The sequence below is a fragment of the Methylobacterium sp. Leaf465 genome (assembly GCF_001424705.1).
Classification (GTDB): domain Bacteria; phylum Pseudomonadota; class Alphaproteobacteria; order Rhizobiales; family Beijerinckiaceae; genus Methylobacterium.
In genome coordinates this window covers 145,581-169,920 of the sequence record NZ_LMRA01000023.1, presented here as the reverse complement: position 1 = coordinate 169,920, position 24,340 = coordinate 145,581, and the positions used below count along the sequence as shown (strand labels likewise).

The window sequence follows — 24,340 nt, the reverse complement described above, 5'->3', positions numbered from 1 at the left end:
CGCGCGCACCGCGCTGCCGGGCGTCGAATCGGGTGGCGTCGCGGTCCCGCGTCAGCCCTTCATCATGTTGACGTCCTCCACCGCGATCGAACCGCGGTTTCGGAAGAACACGACGAGGATGGCGAGGCCGATGGCCGCCTCCGCCGCCGCGACCGTCAGCACGAACAGGGCGAAGACCTGGCCGGTGATGTCGTTGAGGTGGGTGGAGAAGGCGACGAGATTGATGTTCACCGCCAGCAGGATCAGCTCAACGGACATCAGGATGACGATGACGTTCTTGCGGTTCACGAAGATGCCGAGCACCCCCAGCGTGAACAGGATCGCGGCGACCGTCAGGTAATGGCTCAGGCCGATCATCGGATGTGGCTCCCGGTCTCTGCCGTTCGAGGTCCGCCGGCCATTAGACTTCCACGCCCTGGCGCGAGGGCACCTTGCGGGTTTCCACCGCCATGGTCTGCGTGCGCGCGTTCTGGACGGCGATGTTCTGGCGCTTGACGCCCGGTCGGTCGCGCAGGGTCAGCACGATGGCGCCGATCATCGCGACGAGCAGGATCAGGCCGGCGAGCTGAAAGAAGAAGACGTAGTCCGTGTAGAGCACCCGGCCCAGCGCTTGGGTGTTGGTCACCGCCTCGGCGCTGGCGACCGGGCCGAGGGGCGCCTGCACGAGGCCCGGATCGATGGTCCAGGAGCCCACCACGAGCAGCAGCTCGATCAGGAAGACCGCGCCGATGAGCGCGCCGATGGGCAGGTATTGCTGGAAGCCCTGGCGCAGCTGGGCGAAATCCACGTCGAGCATCATCACGACGAACAGGAACAGCACCGCCACCGCGCCGACGTAGACGACCACCAGGATCATCGCCAGGAACTCGGCGCCCATCATCACGAACAGCCCGGCAGCGTTCACGAAGGCCAGGATGAGGAAGAGCACGGAGGCCACGGGATTGCGCGAGGCGATCACCATGAAGCCCGAGGCGATGGTCACACCTGCGAACAGGTAGAAGAAGGCAGCGGCTGCGCTCATGCGATTCTAGAGATCAGCCGTCCCGAGGACGGCCCCTTCTGCCGAAATTGTGCCACGGCCCACCGGCCGCCCGTCTATAGAACCCACCCCTGCGGCGCACAACCGCCTCGGCGGGGTCCGGCCGACTCCGTGGGAACGGAATCGCCCCTGATGTCTCGTCCGCGGGCCGCGCGAAGGATGCGCCCGGCAAGAGGATCCGCCCGGCGGGAGCGCGCGCTCAGCGGTAGGGCGCGTCCACCGCGAGGTTGCGGGCGATCTCGCGCTCCCAGCGGTCGCCGTTCAGGAGGAGCTTCTCCTTGTCGTAGAGGAGCTCCTCGCGGGTCTCGACCGAGAACTCGAGATTCGGCCCTTCTACGATCGCGTCCACCGGGCAGGCCTCCTGGCACATACCGCAATAGATGCACTTGACCATGTCGAGGTCGTAGCGGGTCGTGCGGCGGGTGCCGTCGTTGCGGCGCGGGCCCGCCTCGATGGTGATGGCCTGGGCGGGGCAGATCGCCTCGCACAGCTTGCAGGCGATGCAGCGCTCCTCGCCGTTGGGGTAGCGGCGCAGGGCGTGCTCCCCCCGGAAGCGCGGGCCGCGATGGCCCATCTCGAAGGGGTAGTTGATCGTGGCCTTCGGCTTGAAGAAGTACTTCATCGCCAGGACGAACCCGGACGCGAACTCCTTCAGCAGCAGACCCTGAGCGACCTGATCGAGCTTCATGGCTCGGATCTCCGTGAGGGGTTGTCAGGCGCCCGGCGCGAGGCCGGTGAGCTTGAGGACAAAGGCGACGACGATGACCGAGACCAGCGAGAGCGGCAGGAACACCTTCCAGCCGAGGCGCATGAGCTGGTCATAGCGGTAGCGCGGCACCATGGCCTTCACCATGGCGATCATGAAGAAGAGGAAGCTGGCCTTGAGGGCGAACCAGATCAGGCCCGGCACCCAGGTGAAGGGCGCGAACGGGATCGGGGAGAGCCAGCCGCCGAGGAACAGCACCGTGCCGAGCGCGCACATGGTCATGATGGCCACGTACTCGCCCAGCATGAACAGCAGGTACGGCGTCGACGAATACTCGACCATGTAGCCGGCCACGAGTTCAGATTCGGCCTCCGGCAGGTCGAAGGGCGGGCGGTTCGTCTCGGCCAGCGCCGAGATGAAGAACACCACGAACATCGGGAACAGCCAGAGCCAGTACCAGCCCAGGATGCCGAGGCTGGTGTCCTGCGCCATGACGATGCGCGAGAGGTTGAGGGAGCCCGCGCAGAGCAGGACGCAGATGATGACGAAGCCGAGGGAGACCTCGTAGGAGATCATCTGCGCGGCAGACCGGAGGGCACCCAGGAAGGCGTATTTCGAGTTCGAGGCCCAGCCGCCCATCAGCACGCCGTAGACGCCCAGCGACGAGATCGCGAAGATGTAGGTGATGCCGACGTTGAGGTCGGCGATGGCCCAGCCCTCGGCCAGGGGAATCACCGCCCAGGCGGCCAGCGCCAGGGTGGCGAAGACCAGGGGCGCCAGCAGGAACAGCGCCTTGTTGGCGCCGGCCGGGATGACCGGTTCCTTCAGGACGAATTTCAGGAGATCGGCGAAGGACTGGAACAGGCCCCAGGGCCCGACCACGTTCGGGCCGCGCCGGAGCTGCACCGCCGCCCAGATCTTGCGGTCGGCCAGCAGCGCGTAGGCGATGAAGACGAGCAGCAGCGCCAGCAGCACGAAGCTCTTGAGCGCCAGCAGCAGGACGGTGCCGAGGACTTCCCAGAAGGTCATCGCAGGAGATCCTTATTCGGCCGCTTCGAGGCCGCGCACCCGGGCGAGGCTCGAACACTCGGCGAGCACCCGCGAGGCGCGGGCGATCGCGTTGCTGAGGTAGAAGTCCGGCACCGCCGCGCTGAAAGCGGTGCGGGTCGGCTCGCCGCCGAGACCCGACAGGGTCTCCACGGTGGCCACCGCATCGCTCGGGGCGATGGCGTCGAGGGCCGCGAAATGCGGATGCTCGGCATAGAGCGCCCGGCGCAGGGCCCCCAGCGAATCGAAGGCCAGGCGCTTGCCCAGCACGTCGGACAGGGCGCGCAGGATCGCCCAATCCTCGCGGGCATCCCCCGGCGGGAAGCCGGCGCGGTTGGTAGTCTGGACCCGGCCCTCGAGGTTGACGTAGGTCGCACTCTTCTCTGTATAGGCCGCCCCCGGCAGGATGACGTCGGCCCGCGTGGCGCCCTGGTCGCCGTGGGTGCCCTGGTAGATCACGAACGCACCCGGATCCAGCGCGACCTCGTCGGCACCCAAGTTGTATACCACGTCGAGATTTCCGCCCTTCGCGATCCCCGCGAAGTCCAGACCGCCCTCCCCCGGCACGAAGCCGAGATCGAGGGCACCGACCCGGGCCGCCGCGGTCTGGAGCACGCCGAAGCCGCTCCACTCGGGCGTCACGGCGCCGATGTCGCGCGCGAGCTTCGCCGCCGCGGCCAGGATCGCGGCGCCGTCCGGCCGCGCCAGCGCGCCGGTGCCTATGATGACGAGCGGCCGGCTCGCCGCCTTCAGCGCCTCGGCGAAGCTGTGCTGGCCGGAGGCGAGGTCGGCCAGGGTCTCCGGCCCGGCGCCCAGGTAGGTGTGCGGATAGGTCAGGTCGACGGGCTCGCCGATGAGGCCCACCGCCAGGGGACCCATGCGCCAGCGCTTGCGGATGCGCACGTTGAGGAGCGAGGCCTCCAGGCGCGGGTTGGTGCCGATGAGGAGAATCGCATCCGCCTCCTCGATCCCGGCGATGCCGGTGCCGAGGGTGTAGGCGGCCCGGCCCCAGGCCGGGTCGATCGCCTCGCCGGTCTGGCGGCAGTCGAGGCTCGTCACCCCGAGGGAGGTCATCAGCGCCTTCAGCGCGTAGATCTCCTCGACGCCGGCGAGATCGCCCACCACCGCGCCGATGCGCTTGGGGTCGGTGCCCTTCACCTTCGCCGCGATGGCGGCGAACGCCTCACCCCAGGACGCAGGGCGCAGGCGGCCGTTCTCGCGCAGGTAGGGCCGGTCGAGGCGCTGGGTGCGCAGACCATCCACCGCGTGGCGGGTCTTGTCGGAAATCCACTCCTCGTTGATTTCCTCGTGCACGCGCGGCTCGATCTGCATGACCTCGCGCCCGCGGGCATCGACCCGGATGGCGCAACCGACGGCGTCCATCACGTCGACGGATTCGGTCTTCGACAGCTCCCACGGCCGCACCTCGTAGCTCTGCGGCTTGTGGACGAGGGCGCCCACGGGGCAGAGGTCGGCGACGTTGCCCTGAAGCTCCGAGCCCATGGCGGATTCGAGGTAGCTCGTGATCTCCATGTCCTCGCCGCGCCCGATGGCGCCGAGATCCGGCACGCCGGCGACCTCCGCCAGGAAGCGGACGCAGCGGGTGCAGTGGATGCAGCGGTTCATGGCGGTCCGCACCAGCGGGCCGATGTACTTCTCCTCGACGGCGCGCTTGTTCTCCCCGTAGCGGGTCGAGTCGACGCCGTAGGCCATTGCCTGGTCCTGCAGGTCGCAGTGGCCGCCCTGGTCGCAGATCGGGCAGTCGAGCGGGTGGTTGATGAGGAGGAACTCCATAACCCCCTCGCGGGCCTTCTTCGTCTGGCCCGAGCGCGTCAGCACCTCCGGCGGCTCGCCGTTGGGTCCGGGCCGGCAATCCTTCACCGCATAGGCGCAGGAGGCCACCGGCTTCGGAGCGCCCTTGAGCTCCACGAGGCACATCCGGCAATTGCCCGCGATGGACAGCCGCTCGTGGAAGCAGAAGCGCGGAATTTCCGCGCCTGCGGCCTCGCAGGCCTGGAGCAGCGTGTACTCCGCCGGAACATCGACCTCGGTGCCGTCGACGACGATCTTGGTCATGCGTGGGTCTCGGTCTCGAAACTTAAGGGCGGCGCGAGGGGCGGATCACTCCGCCGCCATCGGCACCGGATCGGAATGCGGGTTGGCGCTGTAGCGGTCGATGCGCTTCTCGATCTCAGGACGGAAGTGCCGGATCAGACCCTGGATCGGCCAGGCGGCCGCGTCGCCGAGCGCGCAGATGGTGTGACCCTCGATCTGCTTCGTCACGTCGAGGAGCATGTCGATCTCGCGGCGCTGGGCCCGGCCCTCCGCCATGCGCAGCATCACGCGCCACATCCAGCCCGTGCCTTCGCGGCAGGGCGTGCACTGGCCGCAGGACTCGTGCTTGTAGAAGTAGGCGATGCGGGCGATCGCCGAGACGATGTCGGTGGACTTGTCGAGCACGATGACCGCCGCCGTGCCGAGGCCGGAGCCGAGGTTCTTGAGCGTGTCGAAGTCCATCTTGGCATCGATGATCTGCTCGGCCGGGACCAGGGGCACCGAGGAGCCGCCGGGAATCGAGCAGAGCAGGTTGTCCCACCCGCCACGCATGCCGCCGCAATGCTTGTCGATGAGTTCGCGGAAGGTGATCCCGAGTTCCTCCTCGACGTTGCAGGGTTTGTTGACGTGGCCCGAGACGCAGAACAGCTTGGTGCCGGTGTTGTTCTTGCCACCGAGGCCGGCGAACCAGGCGCCGCCGCGGCGTAGGATGGTGCCCGCCACCGCAATGGATTCGACGTTGTTGACCGTCGTGGGGCAACCATAAAGACCCATATTGGCGGGGAATGGAGGCTTCAGGCGCGGCATGCCCTTCTTGCCTTCGAGGCTCTCCAGCAGCGCCGTTTCCTCGCCGCAGATATAGGCGCCGGCGCCGTGGTGGACGTAGATGTCGAAGGGATAGCCGTGGACATTGTCCTTGCCGACGAGGCGGGCCTCGTAAGCCTCGTCCACCGCCCGCTGGAGGGCGTGCTTCTCGGCGACGTACTCGCCGCGGATGTAGATGTAGCAGGCATGCGCGGCCATCGCGAAGGATGCCAGCATGCAGCCCTCGATCAGGAGATGCGGATCGTGCCGCATGATCTCCCGGTCCTTGCAGGTGCCCGGCTCGGACTCGTCGGCATTGACCACAAGGTAGTGCGGACGCCCGTCGGACTTCTTGGGCATGAATGACCACTTAAGGCCTGTGGGGAAGCCAGCGCCGCCACGGCCCCGCAGGCCCGACTGCTTCATCTCGTCGATGATCCAGTCGCGGCCCATTTCCAGCAGGAATTTGGTGCCATCCCAGGCGCCGCGCTGCTTGGCGGCCTCGAGCCCGGGAGAATGCAGGCCGTAGAGGTTCGTGAAGATGCGATCCTGATCGGCGAGCATGTCAGTTCCCCTTCTTTGGGGCGGAAAACCCGGGTGTCTCCGGCCTCGTCGTTGAAGCCTTCGTCGATGAGGCCTCGGTGCCGGCCGACTGAGGGTCTTTGACGTCCGCGCTGGCACCCGTGGCCGCTGGCTGGGGCGGTGGCTCGTTGCGCGGCAGGCTCGACTGGGTACCGGCTTCCGCACCTGCGGCTTCAGACTTCGCGATCATCTCCGGAGCCGGCGCGGTCGGCGAGGCTGGCTGCGCCGTCGAGTTCGTCCCGTCGGCGGCATCCACCTTATCGCTCGCCCTCACGGGAGACTCTCCGGCCGCAGCCCGCTGGGCAGGCCCGTCGGTCGCCGGCGTCCCGACGGCCCGACCCGCATCGGGACGGGCGGGCTTCGGGTCGCCGGCGGCGCGCTGTTCGGACGAAGCCGCCTCGGCCTTGCCCTGCTCGCTGCCACCTTCGGCCTCTTTCTGCTCGAAGCGCTTGCGCCAGGTTCCGACGCGCGATCCGTCGAACAGGTTCGCATCGGTGAGTGTATCGGCGCCCCCGAGCGGCTCGGACGAGGTCCGTCCGACTTGCGAGCCGACCTTCACCGGCCGGCCAGCGGCGAGGTCGTCCATCAGCTTGCCGAGGAGGTCGGGTGTCAGGTCCTCGTAGTAATCCTGATTGATCTGCGCCATCGGAGCATTGCAGCAGGCGCCCAGGCACTCGACCTCGAGCCAAGAGAAGTTACCGTCAGCACTCACGTGGCCGGGCGCTCCGAGACGGTGGTGCAGGTAGTCCTTCAACTCGCGCGCGCCACAGGAATCACACGGCACGGTCCCGCAAAGCTGGATCCAGAACCTGCCGACCGGCTCCAAGGCGAACATCGTGTAGAAGGTCGCGACTTCGAGCACGCGGATATGCGGCATACCAAGTTCGTCGGCCACCGCCTCAATGGCCTTCTGCGGCAGCCAGCCGCCATTCTGCTCCTGCGCTTTCCAGAGCAGCGGGATCACCGCCGAGGCCTGACGGCCCTCAGGATACTTCTCGATTTGGCCCTTCGCCCAATCGGCGTTCTCGGACGAGAACGTGAAGGTGGCGGGCTGCTCGGCAGCGGAGGCGAGTCTGCGGTTGGCCATCAGTTTCGAACCTTGATCCTCACCGGTCCACTTCGCCGAACACGATGTCCAGCGTGCCAAGCACGCAGGACACGTCGGCCAGCATGTGGCCTCGGCACATCCAGTCCATCGCCTGAAGGTGGGCGAAACCCGGAGCGCGGATCTTGCAGCGGTAGGGCTTGTTGGTGCCGTCGGCGACGAGATAGACGCCGAACTCGCCCTTGGGTGCCTCGACGGCGGCGTAGACCTCGCCGGCCGGCACGTGGAAGCCTTCGGTGTAGAGCTTGAAGTGGTGGATCAGCGCTTCCATCGAGCGCTTCATCTCGCGGCGTGGCGGCGGAGCGATCTTGCCGTCCGTAGCTGAAATCGGCCCCTGGCCTGCCGGCTGGCGCAGCTTAATGCAGCACTGCTTCATGATCTTCGCCGATTCGCGCATCTCTTCCATGCGGATGACCTGGCGATCGTAGGTGTCGCCGTTCTTCCCCACGGGGATGTCGAACTCCATCTCCTCGTAGGCCTCGTAGGGCTGCGACTTGCGCAGGTCCCACGGGATGCCGGAACCACGGACCATCACGCCGGAGAAGCCCCAGGCCATCGCCTCGTCCACGGTGACGATGCCGATGTCGACGTTGCGCTGCTTGAAGATGCGGTTGCCCATGACGAGGTTGTCGAGATCATCGACAACCTGCAGGAACGGATCGATGAACGCTTCGATGTCGTCGATCAGTGCGGGCGGCAGGTCCTGATGGACGCCACCGGGCCGGAAGTAGTTGGCGTGGAGCCGAGCGCCCGATGCACGCTCGTAGAAGATCATCAGCTTCTCACGCTCTTCGAAGCCCCAGAGCGGCGGCGTCAGGGCGCCGACATCCATGGCCTGCGTGGTGACGTTGAGAAGGTGGGAGAGAATGCGCCCGATCTCGCAGAACAGCGTGCGGATCAGCTGCGCCCGCCGCGGCACCTCGAGCCCGAGCAGCTTCTCGATGCCGAGGCAGAAGGCGTGCTCCTGGTTCATCGGCGAAACATAGTCGAGCCGGTCGAAGTAGGGCGTCGCCTGGAGGTAGGTCTTGTGCTCGATGAGTTTTTCGGTGCCACGATGGAGCAGGCCGATGTGGGGATCGACCCGCTCGACGATCTCCCCGTCGAGTTCCAGCACGAGGCGCAGCACGCCGTGAGCCGCCGGATGCTGCGGTCCGAAATTGATCGCGAAGTTGCGGATGTTGTGCTCGGTCATGGCCTCGCTCCGCTGCTCAAGCCGACGTCTTCTCATCGCCCGGGAGCACGTACTCAGTGCCCTCCCACGGCGAAAGGAAGTCGAAGTTTCGGAATTCCTGGGTGAGCTTGACCGGCTCGTAGACCACGCGCGCTTCGTCCTGGTCGTAGCGGACCTCGACGAAGCCGGTGAGCGGAAAGTCCTTGCGCAGGGGGTGCCCTTCGAAGCCGTAATCAGTGAGAAGCCGACGCAGGTCCGGGTGGCCCGAGAACAGGATGCCGTAGAGGTCGTAGGTCTCACGTTCGAACCAGTTCGCGGCCGGAAAGACCTCGATTACGGAGGGCACCGGCGTCTGGTCGTCGGTCTGCACCTTCAAGCGGATCCGGGAATTATGGCGCAGCGAGAGCAGGTGATAGACCACGTCGAACCGCTTCTCCCGGGCCGGATAATCGGCGCCGCAGATGTCGATGAAGCAGCGAAAGGCGCAGGCTGGGTCGTCGCGCAGGTAGGTCAGCGCGTAGACGATGTCGCTGGCCTGCACCACGAGGGTGAGTTCGCCGAAGGCGATCGTGCGGGAGACGATCGCGGGCCCGAGCGCACCGGCGACATGGTCGCTGATCCGCTGCAGGGCGCCGACGCCGGACTCCGGCGCGGTATGGGCAAGGATGCTGATGCCATTGGTCATGCCGGGCGTCCTTCCTCAGCGCTCGATCGTACCAGTGCGGCGGATCTTCTTCTGGAGCAGGAGCACGCCATACAGCAGCGCCTCGGCCGTGGGCGGGCAGCCCGGGACGTAAATATCCACCGGCACCACCCGGTCGCAGCCGCGGACCACCGAGTAGGAATAGTGGTAGTAGCCTCCGCCGTTGGCGCAGGAACCCATCGAGATGACGTAGCGAGGCTCCGGCATCTGGTCGTAGACCTTGCGCAAAGCCGGAGCCATCTTGTTGGTCAGCGTGCCGGCGACGATCATCACATCGGACTGACGCGGGCTCCCGCGTGGCGCAAATCCGAAGCGCTCGCAGTCGTAGCGCGGCATTGACATCTGCATCATCTCAACGGCGCAGCAGGCGAGGCCGAAGGTCATCCACATCAGCGAGCCGGTGCGGGCCCAGTTGATCAGATCATCCGTGGACGTGACGAGAAATCCGCGATCGGCGAGTTCGTCGTTGATCGACAGGAAGGTCGGATCATTGGCGCCGATCGGAAGGCCCGTGCTGGGATCGATGATGCCCTTGGGGGTCTGGGCGATCGCCGGGGCGCGGGAGAGGTCGGGGCTGAAGGCCATCGGTTTCTCGGGATCAGGCTTCGGATGGGCGGACTTCGTGGACGGCGCGATTCGGGAACACTAGTCCCATTCGAGGGCGCCCTTGCGCCACTCGTAGACGAAGCCGACGGTCAGAACGCCGAGGAAAGCCATCATCGACCACATGCCGAACCATCCAAGCTCACCGAAGGAGATTGCCCACGGGAACAGAAACGCGACCTCGAGGTCGAAGATGATAAAGAGGATCGCGACGAGGTAGAAGCGCACATCGAACTTCATGCGCGCGTCGTCGAAAGCATTGAAGCCACACTCGTAGGCCGACAGCTTTTCCGGATCGGGGCTGTTGTAGGCGACCAGGAAGGGCGCAACCAGCAGGGCCGCAGCAATGAACACAGAGACGCCGATAAAGACGATGAGGGGCAGATAGTCTGCCATCAGGCCGGACATGCGGGACCTCTCGTATTGGCAGGCGATTGCGACGCCTTCGACACCTTAGGCCGCATGGAATTGCTCCAATGCCAGACTGCGCCGGCGCGAGGCTTAGACGACCCCCCGGAGTGAAACAAGGGCATCGTGCGTCGCACAAAATCGGCCATGCGCCTGAGGTAGTTCTTCCCCCGTTCCGAACAACACGACCGATGCGCGCAGGGGGTCGTTCGGCCGGTTTCCTACAATTCCTGCCATGGACTTGTCTGGCATGCCAGACGGCATCGAACGCGGGGATAGCGGGGACATCTTAGTCCGTTTGTCAGAGAGTTCTGGCGTAGCTCAAGGGCCTGGAACCATAACCTTGGCCGTCCGTTTCGTTCATGTCCCACTCAGGCCGGATCGCGTTAGGTCGGCGCAACATTCGACCTCATAGGAGACGCTTCGTGCGCATTGCCCAGATTGCTCCGCTTTCGGAGGCCGTACCCCCGAAGTTCTATGGTGGTACCGAGCGCGTGGTGTCATGGATCACCGAGGAACTGGTCCGCCAGGGCCACGATGTGACTTTGTTCGCTAGCGGTGATTCGGAGACCTCGGCCAAGCTCGCAGCCTGCACGCCCGAGGGCCTGCGCCTCCTCGGCTATCGGGATCACACTGCGAGCCACCTTGCCATGTTGCACCACGTGCACAAGCGAGCGCACGAGTTCGATATCCTCCACTTCCACATCGATCTGCTTCAGTATCCGATGTTCGAAGATCTAAATCACAAATGCCTCACGACGATGCACGGGCGCCTCGACGTGCCGGACTTCATGCCGGTCTACCGCACCTTCACGGGCATGCCTCTGGTGTCGATCTCGGACAATCAGCGTGATCCGATGCCCGAGAACGTCAACTGGCTCTCGACCATCCACCACGGTCTTCCGGCCCAGAACTGCCCGTTCTATCCGGAGTCGAAAGGCGGCTACCTTGCCTTCCTCGGCCGCATCTCCCCGGAAAAGCGTCCCGACCGTGCGATCGAGATGGCGATCCGTTCCGGCATACCGCTGAAAATCGCCGCAAAAGTCGACAAGGCCGACCAAGATTATTGGGACGAGGTCATCGAGCCGATGATCCACCATCCCCTCGTCGAGTTCATCGGCGAGATCAACGAGGAGCAGAAGAAGGACTTCCTCGGCAACGCCCTCGCCCTCGCCTTCCCGATCGACTGGCCGGAGCCCTTCGGCCTCGTGATGATCGAGGCGATGTCGGCCGGCACGCCGGTCATCGCTTTCCGGAACGGTTCCGTGCCGGAGGTGATCGCGGATGGTGTCTCTGGCGTCCTGTGCGACTCGATGGATGACGCGGTGGCGGCGGTCCACGCAGTGAAGTCGATGAGCCGTACTGGCGTGCGCAGGCACTTCGAAGGTAATTTCACCGCCGAGTGCATGGTGCGTAAGTACGTGGCCGCCTACGAGCGATTGCTCGCCGGCGCGAACTCGGTGATCAAGCTACCGCATGCCGGCGCTTTCTCCTCGCATTATGGCGAGATGAACGGCTCCGCCCTGCCCCAGATCTCCGTCGCTGCGATGCCTGCCTGATACTGTCCGAGCCGGGCCCCGCCCGGCATCGGATTTGCTCGCCGCCGAGCAGGCTGGCGCCGCAAGATTGCCGCACTACCTCTGCCACTGAGGGCCGCCGCGCCGCATCATGCGACCGGCGGCCCTTTTGATTCGACACCCATTTCGGAGACGCTCAGGCATGGCAGCGGATACACTGAAGGCGACCTCCGAGCCCGCGACCGAAACGCGGATTCCCCGGGGCTTCCAGGATGCCGACGAAGTCCTGCCGCAATATCACATCGAGGCGCAGACCTCACTTGTCGAGCGCCCGCTGCGCTCGCTGAAATACGGCGAGGCTTTCGCGGTTCTCGACAGCTACGGCGATATCGGCGTGCTCCCCGGTCCCGAGGGCCTCTACTTCCAAGACACGCGCTACCTCTCACGTCTGCATGTCACCATCGAGGACCAGCGACCGCTGCTGCTGTCCTCGGTGATGCAGGACGACAACGGCGCGCTCAGCGTCGACATGACGACGCCCGACATCCGCATCGACGCTCATGACGAGACCACGATCCCCCGCGAACTGATCGCGATCGAACGCACCAAGTTTCTCTTCAAGGGCGCGTGCTACGATAGGATCGGCCTCCGCAACTATGATTCCCGGCACTGGCATCTGAAGGTTGCCGTCACCTTCGACGCCGATTTCCGGGATCTTTTCGAAGTGCGCGGCATGGACCGCCCCGTGCGCGGCAAGCGCAGCGTTCAGGTGGCGAGCGAATCCGAGGTCCAGTTTCGCTACGCCGGCCTCGACGAGGTCGTGCGCACCACGAGCCTGCATTTTGGGCCAACGCCCAAGCACATCGAGCCGGGCCGCGCCGAGTTCGTCGTCTCCCTGCCGCCAGGCGGACGCGCTTCGCTGTTCCTGAGAGCGGTCTTCGAATCACACCGCGCCTTCACCAGCGCTCCCGCTGCGGAGCGGGTCGGCGAGGATGCAGCAGCCGGCCTGTCGCGCGCCGCAGGGAGTTCCGCTGCTCCGCGCCACCCGAAGGGTCTCGCCGAGGGTGTCATTTTCGCTCGGGCCTATCGCGACTCCCGTCGCGACCTGCGCCAGCTCACTGCCGGCATCACGACGATCATTTCGTCGAACGACCAGTTTAACGAAGCCGCCTGTCGCGCTACCGCCGACCTCTACATGCTGGCAAGCCGGACGCCGGAAGGCATCTACCCCTTCGCGGGCATTCCCTGGTACTCCACGGTATTCGGGCGCGACGGGATCATCACCGCCATGATGGCGCTTTGGATCGACCCGAACTTCGGGAAGGGCGTCTTGCGCTACCTCGCCTCGACCCAGGCCCAGGCCGTCGACCCGGCCGCCGACGCGCAGCCCGGCAAGGTTCTGCACGAAACCCGGCGCGGTGAGATGGCCATGCTCGGCGAGGTGCCGTTCCGGCACTACTACGGCACCATCGACGGCACGCCGCTCTTCGTGATGCTGGCCTGGGAGTACTATGCCGTCACCGGTGACCTGGAGACAATCTCGGGGATCTGGCCTGCTCTGGAACTCGCCCTCACCTGGATGGACGAGTACGGCGACCGGGACGGCGATGGGTTCGTTGAGTATGCCCGCGACACCGACAAAGGCCTTGAGAACCAGGGCTGGAAGGACAGTCACGACTCCATCTTCCACACCGACGGCAATCTGGCGAAGGGCCCTATCGCTCTCTGCGAAGTCCAGGGCTACGTCTATGCCGCCAAGAACGGGGCGGCCAAGCTCGCCTCGCTCCTGGGCCATGACACCCTGGCGCAGCGTCTCGGCGAGGAGGCGCAGACCCTGCGCGACAATTTCGACAAGGCATTCTGGTGCGAGGCGATCGGCACCTACGCCCTCGCCCTCGATGGCGAGAAGCGGCAATGCGCCGTACGCTCGTCCAACGCCGGCCATGCGCTTTTCACCGGCATCGCGCGGCAGGAGCGCGCAGCGAGCGTCGCTGCCAACCTCCTGTCGAAGGACGGCTTCAACGGCTGGGGCGTGCGCACGATCGCCCGCGGCGAAGCTCGCTACAATCCGATGTCGTACCATAACGGCTCGATCTGGCCGCACGACAACGCACTGATCGCCCTGGGACTGGCGCGTTACAACCTGAAACCGGAAGCGTCGCGGATCTTCGAGGGCATGTTCGACACGGCTCTCTATCAGGATCAGAAGCGGCTGCCGGAGCTGTTCTGTGGTTTCATGCGACGCCACCAGCGCGGCCCCGTCTCCTACCCCGTGGCCTGCTCGCCACAGGCCTGGGCCGCAGCGGCGCCGTTCGCCTTCCTGGCGGCTTGCCTCGGGTTGGAGATCGACCACGACCGTAATCGGGTCCGCTTCCGCAATCCGACCTTGCCGCCGTTCCTCGACGGCGTGTCGATCTTCAACCTGAAGATTGGCACCTCACGCGTGGACCTGCGCCTGCAGCGCTACGGCGAGGACGTCACGGTCAATGTCCTCCGGCGGACCGGCGATGCGCAGATCTCTCTGCTGAAGTAGGCCTCAAAGAGCGGGCGGCATTCGCGCGGGATGCTGCCCGCTGGGCAAAAACGCTCTCTACTTGGAAGACCGCCGGTCGACACACCGACGCGTCGTCGACCGGATTCATGCAGGCGTGGAAAACGAAAAACACCGCCTGCCGAGAGGAAGGCGGTGCATCTTCTGCGTCAGGCGCTCAGCCGAGAGCTGCTCAGCGCGGAGCCAGAATCATGATCATCTGGCGGCCTTCGAGCATCGGCTCGCTCTCAACCTTAGCGATCTCCTGGGTCTCGTTCTTCACCCGCTCGAGCAGGCGCAGGCCGATGTCCTGGTGAGCCATCTCACGACCGCGGAAGCGCAGAGTCACTTTGACCTTGTCGCCTTCCTCGAAGAACCGGATTACGGCCTTCATCTTTGTATCGTAGTCGTGCTTGTCGATCCCGGGGCGGAGTTTGATCTCCTTGACCTCGACCGTCTTCTGCTTCTTGCGCGCTTCATTCTGCTTCTTCTGTTCGTTGAAGCGGAAACGGCCGTAGTCAAGAAGCTTACAGACGGGAGGGACGGAGTTCGGTGCGATCTCGACGAGGTCGAGACCCGCCTCCTCGGCCATGGCGATGGCGTCGAAGAAGGCGACGACGCCACGGTTCTGTCCGGTGTCGTCGATGAGCTGCACTTCGCGGACGCCGCGGATGTCCCGGTTGGCGCGCGGCCCGTCCTTCTGCGGGGCCGGCATAGCTCTCATAGGTCTACGAATGGCTTTGGTCTCCTAATGAAACGACGAAACGGCAGCCCGCGAACTCAAACCCCGTTTGGGGTCGATCCTGGCCACCCATCGCTCGCGAAATTCGGTGCGACACCTTGGCTGAACTCTCGTGCAAGTCAACACGGTCGTCGCAGTTTGGTTCATTGGACACAGCGATCACCCGCGTGCGGCCACGGCCCGGCTGACGATGAGGTCGGCATAGACGGCAAGTGTGTCGCCGACCATGCCTTCGAGGGAGAAGTGCGCCTCGACATGCGCTCGGCCGCGCCGGGTCATCGCATCGCGCGCGCTGGCCCCTAGGGACAGGGCGTCCGACAGAGCGTCGGCCAGAGCACCGGCATCACCCGGCGGAACTCGCCATCCCGTCCGCTGGGCCGGCGGAACTTCGGGAGGTGCCAACACCGTTTCCGGCACGGCTCCAAGATCCGACACCACCACAGGGGTGCCCAGGGCCTGGGCCTCCACGGCGGAACGGCCGAAAGCTTCGGGCTCCACGGATGGTACCGCCACGACGGAGGCCGCCCGGAAGGCCGCCGGCATATCAGTGCAGTGCCCAACCCGGTGCACAATCGCCTGAAGGCCGCGCGCCGCGATTAACGCGTCGAGCTCGCGCTCGTAGGCGACGCGTCCCTGCGGATCGCCGGCGAGGACAATGGCAACGTCGGTGATGCCGCGATCGCGCATCAGCGCCGCCGCCTCGATCAGGACCCGCTGACCCTTCCAGCCCGTCAGCCGCGCGGCGAGCAGCACCACGCGCTCATGCGGGGCGACGCCCCAGGCACGGCGCAGGGCTTCGACCCGCGTCGGCAAGACCGCCGCGGGCGTGAACTGCGCCAGATCGGTGCCGCGATGGATGACCCGAACCCGGTCGCCCGCCTGTTCCGGGTGCAGGGTGCGGATCAGGTCGGCCGTGTAGTGCGAGTTGGCGATGACCACGTCACCCCGTGCCATCACGGAGTTGTAGAGGACTTTTACCCCCGTACGGCCGGAATAGCTGCCGTGATACGTCGTCACGAAGGGAAGCTTCACGCGGCGCGCGGCACCCAAGGCGACCCAGGCCGGGGCCCGCGAGCGAGCGTGGACGACGTGCACGCCCTCGCGTCGGCACAGGCGGGCGAGGCGCCCCACATTTAAGGCCATGGCAAGCGGATTCTTCGAAGCCGCCGGAAACGGGAGCCAGATGCCGCCCTTGGCCTGCAATTCGCCGATCAGGCGGCCGCCCTCGGTGGCCACCAGCGCCCGGGCGCCGGCCGCAGCCAAGGCGGCGGCGACATCGACGGTGGTGCGCTCGGCGCCGCCGGCATCGAGCTCCGGAATGATCTGCAAGATGGTCGCCCCCGCGAGCGGCGCACGCTCGGACGGAAAGCTGCCGCGCACGTCGCCGTTCATGACGGGCAAGCCGGAATGGCCCACGGCCCGGGATCGAAGCTCGGGTCGCGTACCCAAGGAAAACAGCGTCCGTCTTGCGTGTCGGTCATGGCCGTGAGCTTGAACGCCGCGCTTTACGGCCCGGTAAACGAAATGCAAAGGCGATGCGTTCAGTTCGATGCATCCCAGGGCAAGGGTTAACGAATGACGTCTGCGCAGGATGGGGCGCTGGAGTTCCTTGAGGTCGGGACCGGATCGGCGGCACGGCAGATCGCAGTGCGACGGAGAGCCGGCGAAGGCCCTCCACTGGTCTGGCTCGGCGGCTTCCGCTCCGATATGGGCGCCACCAAGGCGATGACGCTCGATGCCTGGGCCAAGCGGCAGGGCCGACCTCTGGTTCGATTCGACTACACTGGCCATGGCGAATCGACCGGCGTGTTCGCCGAGGCCACGATCTCAACTTGGCTCGCGGATGCACAGGCGGTCGTTGCTGCCTACGCGCCCGAGAACCCGATCCTGGTGGGTTCGTCGATGGGCGGCTGGATCGCATGCCTGGTGGCCTGTGCGCGCGCAGGCAACCGCCGGACGGCGCCGTCAGGCCTTGTCCTCATCGCGCCGGCCCTGGATTTCACCCAAAGCCTCCTCTGGGACCGGTTCACGCCAGAAATCCGGGCGCAGATCGAACGGGACGGCGCCTGGCTTCGGCCAAGCGCCTATGATCCGACGCCGGTCCCGATCACTCACGCGCTCATCCAGGACGGTCAGCGCCATTGTCTGCTCAGAGCGAACTTCGATCCCGGCTGCCCAGTCCATATCCTGCAGGGCATGGACGACCCCGACGTTCCCTATACGCACGCCTTGCGCGTGGTGGAGAGACTTCCGAAGGCCGGCACCCTCCTCACCCTCATCGCGGACGGCGACCATCGTCTGTCCCGGCCGCAGGATCTGCAACGGCTTCTGACGACGGTCACCGAATTCCAGGTCAGTGCAGACTGACCGTGTAGAGGTCGTTGGCGGCCGCATTGGCCACCACGGCATCCCGAGAGTCAGCGAGCAGGATCGGTGCACCGCTGGCCGAGAGAAGCGCGAACAGGTCAAGACCAGGCGTCAGGTCAGGTGCCTGCGGAAAGATGCGCTTTACCTCGTCGGAGCGGATCGCGCGCACATAGGCGATATGTCCTTCGCCGAGCGCAGCGAGATCAGCCACATTGAAGTCGGCCGGGTCGAGATCGGCCTGGGTGAGCGGATTGGTGTTGAACTCGGTCATGGACTGCCCTCCTTCTTGGCAGAGCGGTACACCGGGAACGGGCCCGGCGGTCGATGTGAGCCGAAGCCCTGGCATCAGGCCTCGTCGCGGGACGCGATGGCAATCTTGCGGACGATTCTGTCCGGCTCCGGCCGAGTCAGGTCGATCGACAAGAGACCGTTCGAGAGATCGGCGCCCATCACCTCCATGCCGTCCGCGAGCAGAAATGCGCGCTGGAACTGACGCGCAGCGATACCGCGGTGGAGGAACTGCCGGGTCTTGTCGTCCACCTGCCGGCCACGCACCACCAGTTGGCTCTCCTCGAGCATCACGTCGAGCTGATCGCGGGTGAACCCCGCGACAGCCAGAGTGATGCGAAGGCGCTCCGGCTGATGCTCGGTCCGCGCCAGACGCTCGATATTGTAAGGCGGATATCCATCGTTGGCGGCCTTCGACACCCGGTCGAGAGCCTGTTCGATCTCATCGAATCCGAGGAGAAAGGGATGTCCAAACGGAGAGGGCCGAGTCGTCACGAACGCATATCCTTCCAGCGAAGCCCGAAACAGAGTTTCATGAGGCACTTCGGTGATCGGGGCCCGCCTTCGCAGCACCCCTCCCGGCATTCGATCGCCGGTCATCGCGATATGGAGGCGGGCTCGGAACGCATCAAGGGCGAGGCCGCCCCGACACATTGCCCCATCAGCCTCCGAGCACCCGTTAGCCCCTGAGGGCTCAGGCGCTTTCGGCATCCAAAGGCGGGACGGTTCGGCAGATCGCAAGCTAGACCGCTTCGGTGTCCCGAGTAACAGTTTGGAATTCCTCTGATATTCCGCCCTGCGCTTGATCTGCGGTCGCGTCCTCGGATATGCCCACCCCGCGTAGGGCAGTCCCTGGATCGTGGTTCTCAGACGGCGCGCCGGGGTGCTCACCGAAATCGATGCCGGGCCAAGCAGGGCTGTCGAGACATCCTGTCGAGACAGGCGATCGCGCTGGGATCTGGTTGCGTCGCGCTGAGCGACGGTACTTTAGCGGGAGTGCGCGGCGTGAGCGAAGACGGGTCCTTGCGTAGGAATAAGACCATCGTGGCGAAGCATGTCGTTGCCGGCCTCGCGTCCCTGGCGATACTCACGAGCCTCGCCGCACCGGTCACCGCGCAGGACGGCAAGACCGCGCCGATCAAGCTGGAACTCAATCGCCTGGAACCCGCCGGCGACGCCTGCCGCACCTATCTTCTCGTGGACAACAGCCGCGGCCCAGCGTTGAAATCCCTGAAGGTCGATCTGTTCGCCTTCGATACCGAAGGCATCGCCCAGAAGCGCCTGTCCGTGGAGCTGGGACCGGTGCAAGACCGCAAGACGATGGTCCGCCTCTTCGACTTCCCGGGGATCGCCTGCCCAAAGATCGGTCGCCTGCTCCTCAACGACGTCCTGGCCTGCGAGGGCGGCGAGGCCAGCCGTGAGACCTGCCTCGACCGCATTGAGACCGAGAGTAAGACCTCCGCGGCTTTCGTGCGCTGATCAGCGCATTCGAGATCCGATATCGAAGCCCGCACACCGTACGCACTGAGAGAGACCATCATGGACCCGACCGCAGCGCAGGCCGAAGTCACGCACGACTTTTCCTTCATCGGACTGTTCCTGCAGGCGGATCCGATCGTGAAGGGCGTGATGATCCTCCTCGTAATCGCCTCGATCGCGTGCTGGACCGTCGTCTTCGAAAAGATCGTCCGGATTGCCGCCGCCAAGCGTCAAGCCAAGGCGTTCGACGTGCTGGTGCGGTCCGGTGGAGCGCTCGAATCATCCGGCGGCGGCATGGACGCTCAGATCATGGGAGCGGCCGCAGAGGCTTGGCGGGATCAGGATTCCAGCGAGACCCGGGCCGAGCGGCGCGACCGCATCGAGCGCGCGATGCGCGCGGCCCTGACCAGCCGGATCAAGCGTCTGCAAACCGGCCTGCCTCTCCTGGCCACCGCTGGCTCGACGGCGCCCTTCATCGGGCTGTTCGGGACGGTCTGGGGCATCATGAATTCCTTCTCGTCCATCGCCAAGAGTCAGGACACCTCGCTGGCGGTGGTCGCCCCAGGGATCGCCGAAGCCCTGTTCGCCACGGCCATCGGCCTCATCGTCGCGATCCCTGCCGTGATGGCCTACAACAAGCTTATCAACGATGTCAGTCGGATCCAGTCCAGTTTCGTCTCCAGCATCGGCATTCTCGGCAATCGCCTCGCCCGCGACCGAGCCGTGCATGGCCGTGCCGCCGCCGAGTGAACGCTCCTACCTGACCAAGGCACGCTCCGGCGCCGCGCGAGCGCCGATTCCTGACAGCAACCTGTGCGGCGGACCGGCCTGATCGCCCTTCGCCCTGGCCCTGGAGGGCCGCTTCACGATGGCAATGGGTTCGATCCGCGCCGGCGGCAGCGATGACGATGATGGTCTCGACGCAGCGCCGATGTCCGAGATCAACGTCACCCCGATGGTCGACGTTATGCTCGTGCTGCTGATCATCTTCATGGTGGCCGCTCCCCTGATGACCACGGGCGTGCCTGTGCAGTTGCCCAAGACCACCGCCCAGAAAGTCGCCCAGGCCAAGAAGCCGCTCGAGATCTCCATCGACAAGGACGGCAGGCCCTACCTCGCCAAGGAAGAACTCACGCCGGATGCGATCCTGCCCCGCCTGCGCGCATTGGCGGCCCAGGACCCGACCCAGGTGATGCTGGTGCGTGGCGACCGCGACGTGCCCTATGGCAAGATCATGGAGGTGATGGGCCTCGTCGGCCAAGCCGGCTTCACGAAGGTCTCGTTGATCGCCCAATCGCCCGGCGGTGCGCTGCCCGCTTCGCCGGCCGCCGCTCCGGCCCCTGTCAGCGGAACGCCGCAGTAATCCATGAACGCCCTGCATCCCAATAGCGCCTTCGCGACACCGGTCGAACCGGAACAGCGCGGTCCGTCCGGGCTCGCCGCGGCGTTCCTCGTTGCGCTGGCCCTGCACCTCGCAGCGCTGGTCGGCATGGCACTGTTCGGCACGGCGCCAACCGCGCCTCCGGGCGAGAATATCGTGACGATCGATCTCGCCCCGCAGATGACAGAGGCGAACACCCAGGCGCCCGCCGAGCAGGCAGCCCAGGCACCCGCCCCGCCTGAAGCGAATCCGGTGGAAACGCCAGAGGCGGTTCCGGTCACGAAACCTCTTGAGACGACCGAGGTGGCGCCGCCCGAAGCCACCGTCCCGCCGCCGCCGGACGCGGCACCGATCGCCCCCGAAGCCACCACCATGGCCGAGCCGCCTGAGGCACCGGTCACGCCTCCGACCGAAGCGGTCGTCGAACCGCCGCCCGAGGATCAGGTCATCACCTCGACGGGACAGGAAGCGCCCGCCCTGGCGCCGCCCCCGCCCACGATCGCGGAGGCTCCCAAGCCTTTAGAGGTGGAGAAGCCGAAGCCGGATATGGCCAAGATCCTCGAGGCCAAGCGTGAGGCGAAACGGAAGGCCGATCGCGAGGCCCGCCTGAAGGTCGAACAGGAGGAGCGCCGCGAGGCCATCGCCGAGGCCCGTCGCGAAGCTGCCAAGGAAGCCAAGGCAAAGGCTGCCAAGGAGGCTGCACGCCGCGCGGCGGCCGCGGCGAGCGAAGGGCGTGCCCAGCAGAATTCGGCTTCCGCTTCGCGGCAGAGCAGTGCGGGCTCAGCCGCTGGCGGGAACGATCCGAATGCGCTCAGGGCATGGCAAGGCATGCTGAGCTCGGCGATCCGGGGGCGAATGAACGCGAATGCGGCGGCTGGCACCAGCGGCGGCGTGGCCGTCGTTCGGTTCACGGTGTCCCGCTCCGGTCAGGTGCTGAGTTCGGGGCTGGCGAGCAGCAGCGGGGTCGGCGCCATCGACAGCGCGGCCTTGGCGACCGTTCGTGGCTCACTCCCCGCAGCACCCGCCGGGATCAGTCTGAGCAGCCTCGCCGTTACCGTGCCGCTGCGCTTCAGTCCCGGACGCTGATCGCGGCGCGGGCAGCCAACTGTGGCCGTGTGGTTCACCAGCGACACGCATTTCGGCGATCCGCGCATCCTGCGGATCGACAAGCGGCCCTACGCCGATCTTGCGACACACGACGCCGCACTCATCGCCGCCTGGAATACGGTCGTCGGGCCCGAGGACGACGTCTGGCACCTTGGCGACTTCGCCCTCGGTTCCTCCGACAGCCGCATTGCCGCGATCCTGGGAAGCCTGTCGGGCACCAAGCACCTCATCATCGGAAACAATGACGGGGCCGGGACACTGCATGCGCCCGGATGGGCTACGATCGCCCATTATGCCGAGATTACCGTCGATGCGCGGCGCTTGGTACTCTGTCACTACGCGTTCCGGACTTGGAACGGAATCGGTCGCGGTGCCGTCAACCTGCACGGTCACTCGCACAACAAGTTGAAACCGATTCCCCGGCAGTACGATGTCGGTGTCGATGCGCAGGGCCCCGCCCCGATTTCCCTGGCCGCAATTCTGGTTTCCCGGCGCCGGCGGACGACGCCATGGGCCAGCGTGGAACCTTAACGACAGGTTCGCCGTTTCTAGAACCTGCACGCGATATGAGTGCTGCTCCTCCGATGCAATATCGGAGAGTTCAGTACTGATCTTGCGGACACTTTCGAACGCTCGATGAATTCTGTTCACCGGCGGCACGTCCAAGTGTCCCCATCTCAGGTATCCCCATGCGTCAACCCCTTCAACTGACTCTTGCCGCCGGCCTCGTGATGGCTCTCGTGACGCCAGCCCTCGCCGCCCCCGCCTGTCTCGACGCGCAACGCAAGATCGATGAGGCCAATGCCCTCCGCTACCAGTTCCGTCAGGAGGCGCGGATCGGCCATCACGACCGTGCCTGTGACACCCTTGACGAGATCGGCGACCGTTATGCCGATGCGCGTGATGCCTTCGAGGACTGCGGCGCTGGCGTCGTCGCCATCGATCTGCGCAGCGAGTCGCGGGCTCTTCGGGCGGCCAAGCGCGCCAATCGTTGCGATTGATGGGGTGTGGGCCCGCACGCCCGCCCGCCACGCTTCGTTTCACTGTCAACCCGCACGCGACAGATGAGTCGCCGCCAAGGTCAGCCATCATGAACACCACCGCCGCCTTCGACCTGAAGACCACGGATCGCAGCTTCTCCACCGGCCCCTCCTTCGCGGCCGCCCTCTGCGGGTTCGTCAGCACCACCGTGGCGACCACGATGGTGATGTTCCTGATCAGCAGCCTCTGAGTCTTACGGATCGCTCGCTCACGGAGCGACGAACCAGAACCGTCGCTTTGAGAACAGCATGTCCGGTTGTCCTACCGTCGCGGTCTGACGGCATGGCGGATCTGGGCGAGAGGCCTCCGGCGTCTTCGCCGATGGCATCAACAGCGCAGTGGACACGGGAAAAAGGCCCAGCTTGGCCTGCACGACCGGTTGGCGGACGGCGGAAATCGTGACGAGCCCGACCAGCAATCCGCCCGCGACAGTGCCCAGAATGAAATTCATCATGGTGGCGGTAATCCAACACCCTGCGCGTGATCCGCGCGGGCGCGCGCTCTCCGTCGTCGCATATCCGGGCATGATTACGGCACGGCGTGATATTACGGTCCCTTAACAATCGGGTGCCTAAGTTCGGCCCGCGCCCCGAATCGGGTCTGCACACCTTGAGGGAGGATCGAGCGATGTCGTACGGGGCCAGCGCCTATGCCCGGGTTGCACAGACTGCACTGTCGCCGCGCGAGGCAGAGGCTGCCGTCTTGATCAAGGCTGCGACACGTCTGCAGGCGATCCAGACCGATTGGACCAATCAGTCCCCTGCCCTGAACGACGCCCTGAACTTCAATCAGAAGGTCTGGACCATCATCGCCGGAGCGGCCACGGCTCCCGAGAGCCCGTTGCCGGTCGAGATCAAGAACAACATCGCGGAACTCTCGACCTTCGTCTTCAAGCGGATGATCGACACGCTGATCGAACCGAGAGCCGAGAAGCTCTCTGCCCTCATCAGCATCAATCAGAACATCGCCGCCGGCCTGCGCATGTAGCTTCCGAACCGCAAGCCTCCATCGAAAGAGCTCGCCGCTGGGAAGCGGCGGGCTCTTTCGATTCAGCCTCGGTATCCCTGCCTCAACCGCGGGACGCCGCGGGCGGTGCCAGCCGCTCGGCCAGCGATTGCTCGTAGTGGATCAACTCCTTGCAGCGCTTCAGAGCACGATAAAGGTCGCGCTCGGCGATGAAATCATGGATGTCGCGCAGGTAGGGCGCCATGCTGGGCGCTGCCGCGATCAGGGCATTGGCCTGCGTGATGAAGAGATCCTCGGTCTCCGAGGTCACCTCGGCGAGGTACATTACCGTAAGGGTGAGATAGAGGCGCTTGCAGGCGGTGTCCGCCTCGCTCTCCAGGATGATGTCGCTCTCGCGCAGAAACTTCGTCACGGTCTCGATGACGAAGCTGGAACGCCGTGAGCCGTTGCGAATCGCGGTGCCCCCGATCAGCAGGCGTTCGAACGGCTTCAGTTCGATCTTCAGGGGCATGGCGATCCTCGTTGCGAACCTGACAGGTACAATGGTCGATCTTGGTTAACAGGACATCAAGGGCGATCCCGCCCTACATCATCAACACTTTGACAAAAAACATCTTTTTCAAAATCGACGGCAATTGATCTTTTCTATCAAGCTTTCGTTCGACGCGTGTCTTAAGTTGATCGCAACGGATGGGTGCT

Annotated in this window: 28 protein-coding genes; 11 read left to right on the top strand and 17 right to left on the bottom strand. The window is 65.5% G+C overall.

Going from position 1 to position 24,340, the window contains the following annotated elements; all coding sequences use genetic code 11:
* Positions 1-51: 51 nt before the first annotated feature.
* The 11 genes from nuoK to ASG51_RS12990 form a co-directional block, all read right to left on the bottom strand.
* The gene (gene nuoK / locus ASG51_RS13040) at positions 52-357 is read right to left on the bottom strand and encodes an NADH-quinone oxidoreductase subunit NuoK (protein WP_055947368.1); all 306 of its coding nucleotides are present in this window, start codon (positions 355-357) and stop codon (positions 52-54) included.
* Positions 358-400: 43 nt separating this feature from the next.
* Complete coding sequence (locus tag ASG51_RS13035) at positions 401-1,021, bottom strand: NADH-quinone oxidoreductase subunit J (protein ID WP_056214617.1); 621 nt, start codon at positions 1,019-1,021, stop codon at positions 401-403.
* A 217-nt stretch (positions 1,022-1,238) separates the two neighbouring features.
* Positions 1,239-1,727: an NADH-quinone oxidoreductase subunit NuoI gene (gene nuoI, locus ASG51_RS13030; protein WP_056275243.1), complete on the bottom strand. Its 489-nt coding sequence runs from the start codon at positions 1,725-1,727 to the stop codon at positions 1,239-1,241.
* Positions 1,728-1,751: 24 nt separating this feature from the next.
* A complete protein-coding gene (gene nuoH / locus ASG51_RS13025; protein ID WP_056275240.1) occupies positions 1,752-2,774 on the bottom strand; it encodes an NADH-quinone oxidoreductase subunit NuoH in 1,023 nt (340 codons plus the stop codon).
* Positions 2,775-2,786: 12 nt separating this feature from the next.
* Positions 2,787-4,868, bottom strand: coding sequence for an NADH-quinone oxidoreductase subunit NuoG (gene nuoG / locus ASG51_RS13020; RefSeq protein WP_056381239.1), 2,082 nt, complete (start codon positions 4,866-4,868; stop codon positions 2,787-2,789).
* A gap of 45 nt (positions 4,869-4,913) precedes the next feature.
* Positions 4,914-6,215 carry an NADH-quinone oxidoreductase subunit NuoF gene (gene nuoF, locus ASG51_RS13015; protein WP_056275233.1) on the bottom strand — a complete coding sequence of 434 codons (1,302 nt, stop codon included), beginning with the start codon at positions 6,213-6,215 and terminating at the stop codon, positions 4,914-4,916.
* A gap of 1 nt (position 6,216) precedes the next feature.
* The gene (nuoE, locus tag ASG51_RS13010; RefSeq protein ID WP_056381237.1) at positions 6,217-7,320 is read right to left on the bottom strand and encodes an NADH-quinone oxidoreductase subunit NuoE; all 1,104 of its coding nucleotides are present in this window, start codon (positions 7,318-7,320) and stop codon (positions 6,217-6,219) included.
* A 19-nt stretch (positions 7,321-7,339) separates the two neighbouring features.
* Entirely contained in the window at positions 7,340-8,530 is a 1,191-nt protein-coding gene (locus tag ASG51_RS13005; protein ID WP_056352428.1) for an NADH-quinone oxidoreductase subunit D, read from the bottom strand.
* Positions 8,531-8,546: 16 nt separating this feature from the next.
* Positions 8,547-9,194 carry an NADH-quinone oxidoreductase subunit C gene (locus tag ASG51_RS13000; protein WP_056352426.1) on the bottom strand — a complete coding sequence of 216 codons (648 nt, stop codon included), beginning with the start codon at positions 9,192-9,194 and terminating at the stop codon, positions 8,547-8,549.
* 15 nt (positions 9,195-9,209) lie between these two features.
* On the bottom strand, positions 9,210-9,797 hold the full coding sequence (locus ASG51_RS12995; RefSeq protein WP_056381235.1) for an NADH-quinone oxidoreductase subunit B: 588 nt from the start codon (positions 9,795-9,797) through the stop codon (positions 9,210-9,212).
* 60 nt (positions 9,798-9,857) lie between these two features.
* Positions 9,858-10,223, bottom strand: a complete 366-nt coding sequence (locus ASG51_RS12990; RefSeq protein WP_055948771.1) for an NADH-quinone oxidoreductase subunit A — start codon at positions 10,221-10,223, stop codon at positions 9,858-9,860.
* Between the two features lie 425 nt (positions 10,224-10,648).
* On the opposite strand from ASG51_RS12990, the gene ASG51_RS12985 reads away from it, so the two are divergent.
* Positions 10,649-11,782, top strand: coding sequence for a glycosyltransferase family 4 protein (locus ASG51_RS12985; protein WP_056214584.1), 1,134 nt, complete (start codon positions 10,649-10,651; stop codon positions 11,780-11,782).
* 160 nt (positions 11,783-11,942) lie between these two features.
* Positions 11,943-14,273, top strand: a complete 2,331-nt coding sequence (locus tag ASG51_RS12980) for a glycogen debranching N-terminal domain-containing protein (RefSeq protein ID WP_056381233.1) — start codon at positions 11,943-11,945, stop codon at positions 14,271-14,273.
* A 190-nt stretch (positions 14,274-14,463) separates the two neighbouring features.
* Here ASG51_RS12980 and infC read toward each other — a convergent pair whose 3' ends face one another.
* Positions 14,464-14,985 (bottom strand): translation initiation factor IF-3, encoded by a 522-nt coding sequence (infC, locus tag ASG51_RS12975; RefSeq protein ID WP_238280755.1) that lies wholly within the window; start codon positions 14,983-14,985, stop codon positions 14,464-14,466.
* 186 nt (positions 14,986-15,171) lie between these two features.
* Complete coding sequence (locus tag ASG51_RS12970; protein ID WP_056381231.1) at positions 15,172-16,404, bottom strand: glycosyltransferase family 4 protein; 1,233 nt, start codon at positions 16,402-16,404, stop codon at positions 15,172-15,174.
* A 183-nt stretch (positions 16,405-16,587) separates the two neighbouring features.
* On the opposite strand from ASG51_RS12970, the gene ASG51_RS12965 reads away from it, so the two are divergent.
* Positions 16,588-17,379 (top strand): alpha/beta hydrolase, encoded by a 792-nt coding sequence (locus ASG51_RS12965; RefSeq protein ID WP_056381230.1) that lies wholly within the window; start codon positions 16,588-16,590, stop codon positions 17,377-17,379.
* Here the strand turns inward: ASG51_RS12965 and ASG51_RS12960 are convergent.
* Together ASG51_RS12960 and ASG51_RS12955 are read right to left on the bottom strand one after the other, a co-directional pair.
* Positions 17,366-17,650 (bottom strand): DUF1150 domain-containing protein, encoded by a 285-nt coding sequence (locus ASG51_RS12960; RefSeq protein ID WP_056214573.1) that lies wholly within the window; start codon positions 17,648-17,650, stop codon positions 17,366-17,368. The two genes, ASG51_RS12965 and ASG51_RS12960, sit on opposite strands and share 14 nt — an antisense overlap.
* 74 nt (positions 17,651-17,724) lie before the next feature.
* The gene (locus ASG51_RS12955) at positions 17,725-18,162 is read right to left on the bottom strand and encodes an Hsp20 family protein (RefSeq protein ID WP_056214570.1); all 438 of its coding nucleotides are present in this window, start codon (positions 18,160-18,162) and stop codon (positions 17,725-17,727) included.
* A gap of 582 nt (positions 18,163-18,744) precedes the next feature.
* On the opposite strand from ASG51_RS12955, the gene ASG51_RS12950 reads away from it, so the two are divergent.
* From ASG51_RS12950 to ASG51_RS24655, 7 genes are all read left to right on the top strand, one after another.
* On the top strand, positions 18,745-19,146 hold the full coding sequence (locus tag ASG51_RS12950) for a Tat pathway signal protein (protein WP_244472724.1): 402 nt from the start codon (positions 18,745-18,747) through the stop codon (positions 19,144-19,146).
* Between the two features lie 60 nt (positions 19,147-19,206).
* On the top strand, positions 19,207-19,896 hold the full coding sequence (locus ASG51_RS12945) for a MotA/TolQ/ExbB proton channel family protein (RefSeq protein WP_056214567.1): 690 nt from the start codon (positions 19,207-19,209) through the stop codon (positions 19,894-19,896).
* A 118-nt stretch (positions 19,897-20,014) separates the two neighbouring features.
* Positions 20,015-20,509 (top strand): protein TolR, encoded by a 495-nt coding sequence (gene tolR / locus ASG51_RS12940; protein WP_056275214.1) that lies wholly within the window; start codon positions 20,015-20,017, stop codon positions 20,507-20,509.
* Between the two features lie 3 nt (positions 20,510-20,512).
* On the top strand, positions 20,513-21,613 hold the full coding sequence (locus ASG51_RS12935) for a TonB family protein (protein ID WP_056214558.1): 1,101 nt from the start codon (positions 20,513-20,515) through the stop codon (positions 21,611-21,613).
* 21 nt (positions 21,614-21,634) lie between these two features.
* Positions 21,635-22,165, top strand: a complete 531-nt coding sequence (locus ASG51_RS12930) for a metallophosphoesterase (RefSeq protein ID WP_056381228.1) — start codon at positions 21,635-21,637, stop codon at positions 22,163-22,165.
* A 158-nt stretch (positions 22,166-22,323) separates the two neighbouring features.
* Positions 22,324-22,635 carry a hypothetical protein gene (locus ASG51_RS12925; protein WP_056275209.1) on the top strand — a complete coding sequence of 104 codons (312 nt, stop codon included), beginning with the start codon at positions 22,324-22,326 and terminating at the stop codon, positions 22,633-22,635.
* Between the two features lie 89 nt (positions 22,636-22,724).
* Positions 22,725-22,865: a hypothetical protein gene (locus ASG51_RS24655; protein ID WP_200941248.1), complete on the top strand. Its 141-nt coding sequence runs from the start codon at positions 22,725-22,727 to the stop codon at positions 22,863-22,865.
* 18 nt (positions 22,866-22,883) lie between these two features.
* Here the strand turns inward: ASG51_RS24655 and ASG51_RS12920 are convergent, their stop codons facing one another.
* A complete protein-coding gene (locus ASG51_RS12920) occupies positions 22,884-23,129 on the bottom strand; it encodes a hypothetical protein (RefSeq protein ID WP_056381226.1) in 246 nt (81 codons plus the stop codon).
* Positions 23,130-23,302: 173 nt separating this feature from the next.
* Here ASG51_RS12920 and flaF point away from each other — a divergent pair, with 173 nt between their 5' ends.
* A complete protein-coding gene (gene flaF / locus ASG51_RS12915; RefSeq protein WP_056214542.1) occupies positions 23,303-23,662 on the top strand; it encodes a flagellar biosynthesis regulator FlaF in 360 nt (119 codons plus the stop codon).
* Between the two features lie 82 nt (positions 23,663-23,744).
* On the opposite strand, the gene ASG51_RS12910 is transcribed toward flaF, so the two are convergent.
* A complete protein-coding gene (locus ASG51_RS12910) occupies positions 23,745-24,152 on the bottom strand; it encodes a flagellar biosynthesis repressor FlbT (RefSeq protein ID WP_056381225.1) in 408 nt (135 codons plus the stop codon).
* Positions 24,153-24,340: the final 188 nt, after the last annotated feature.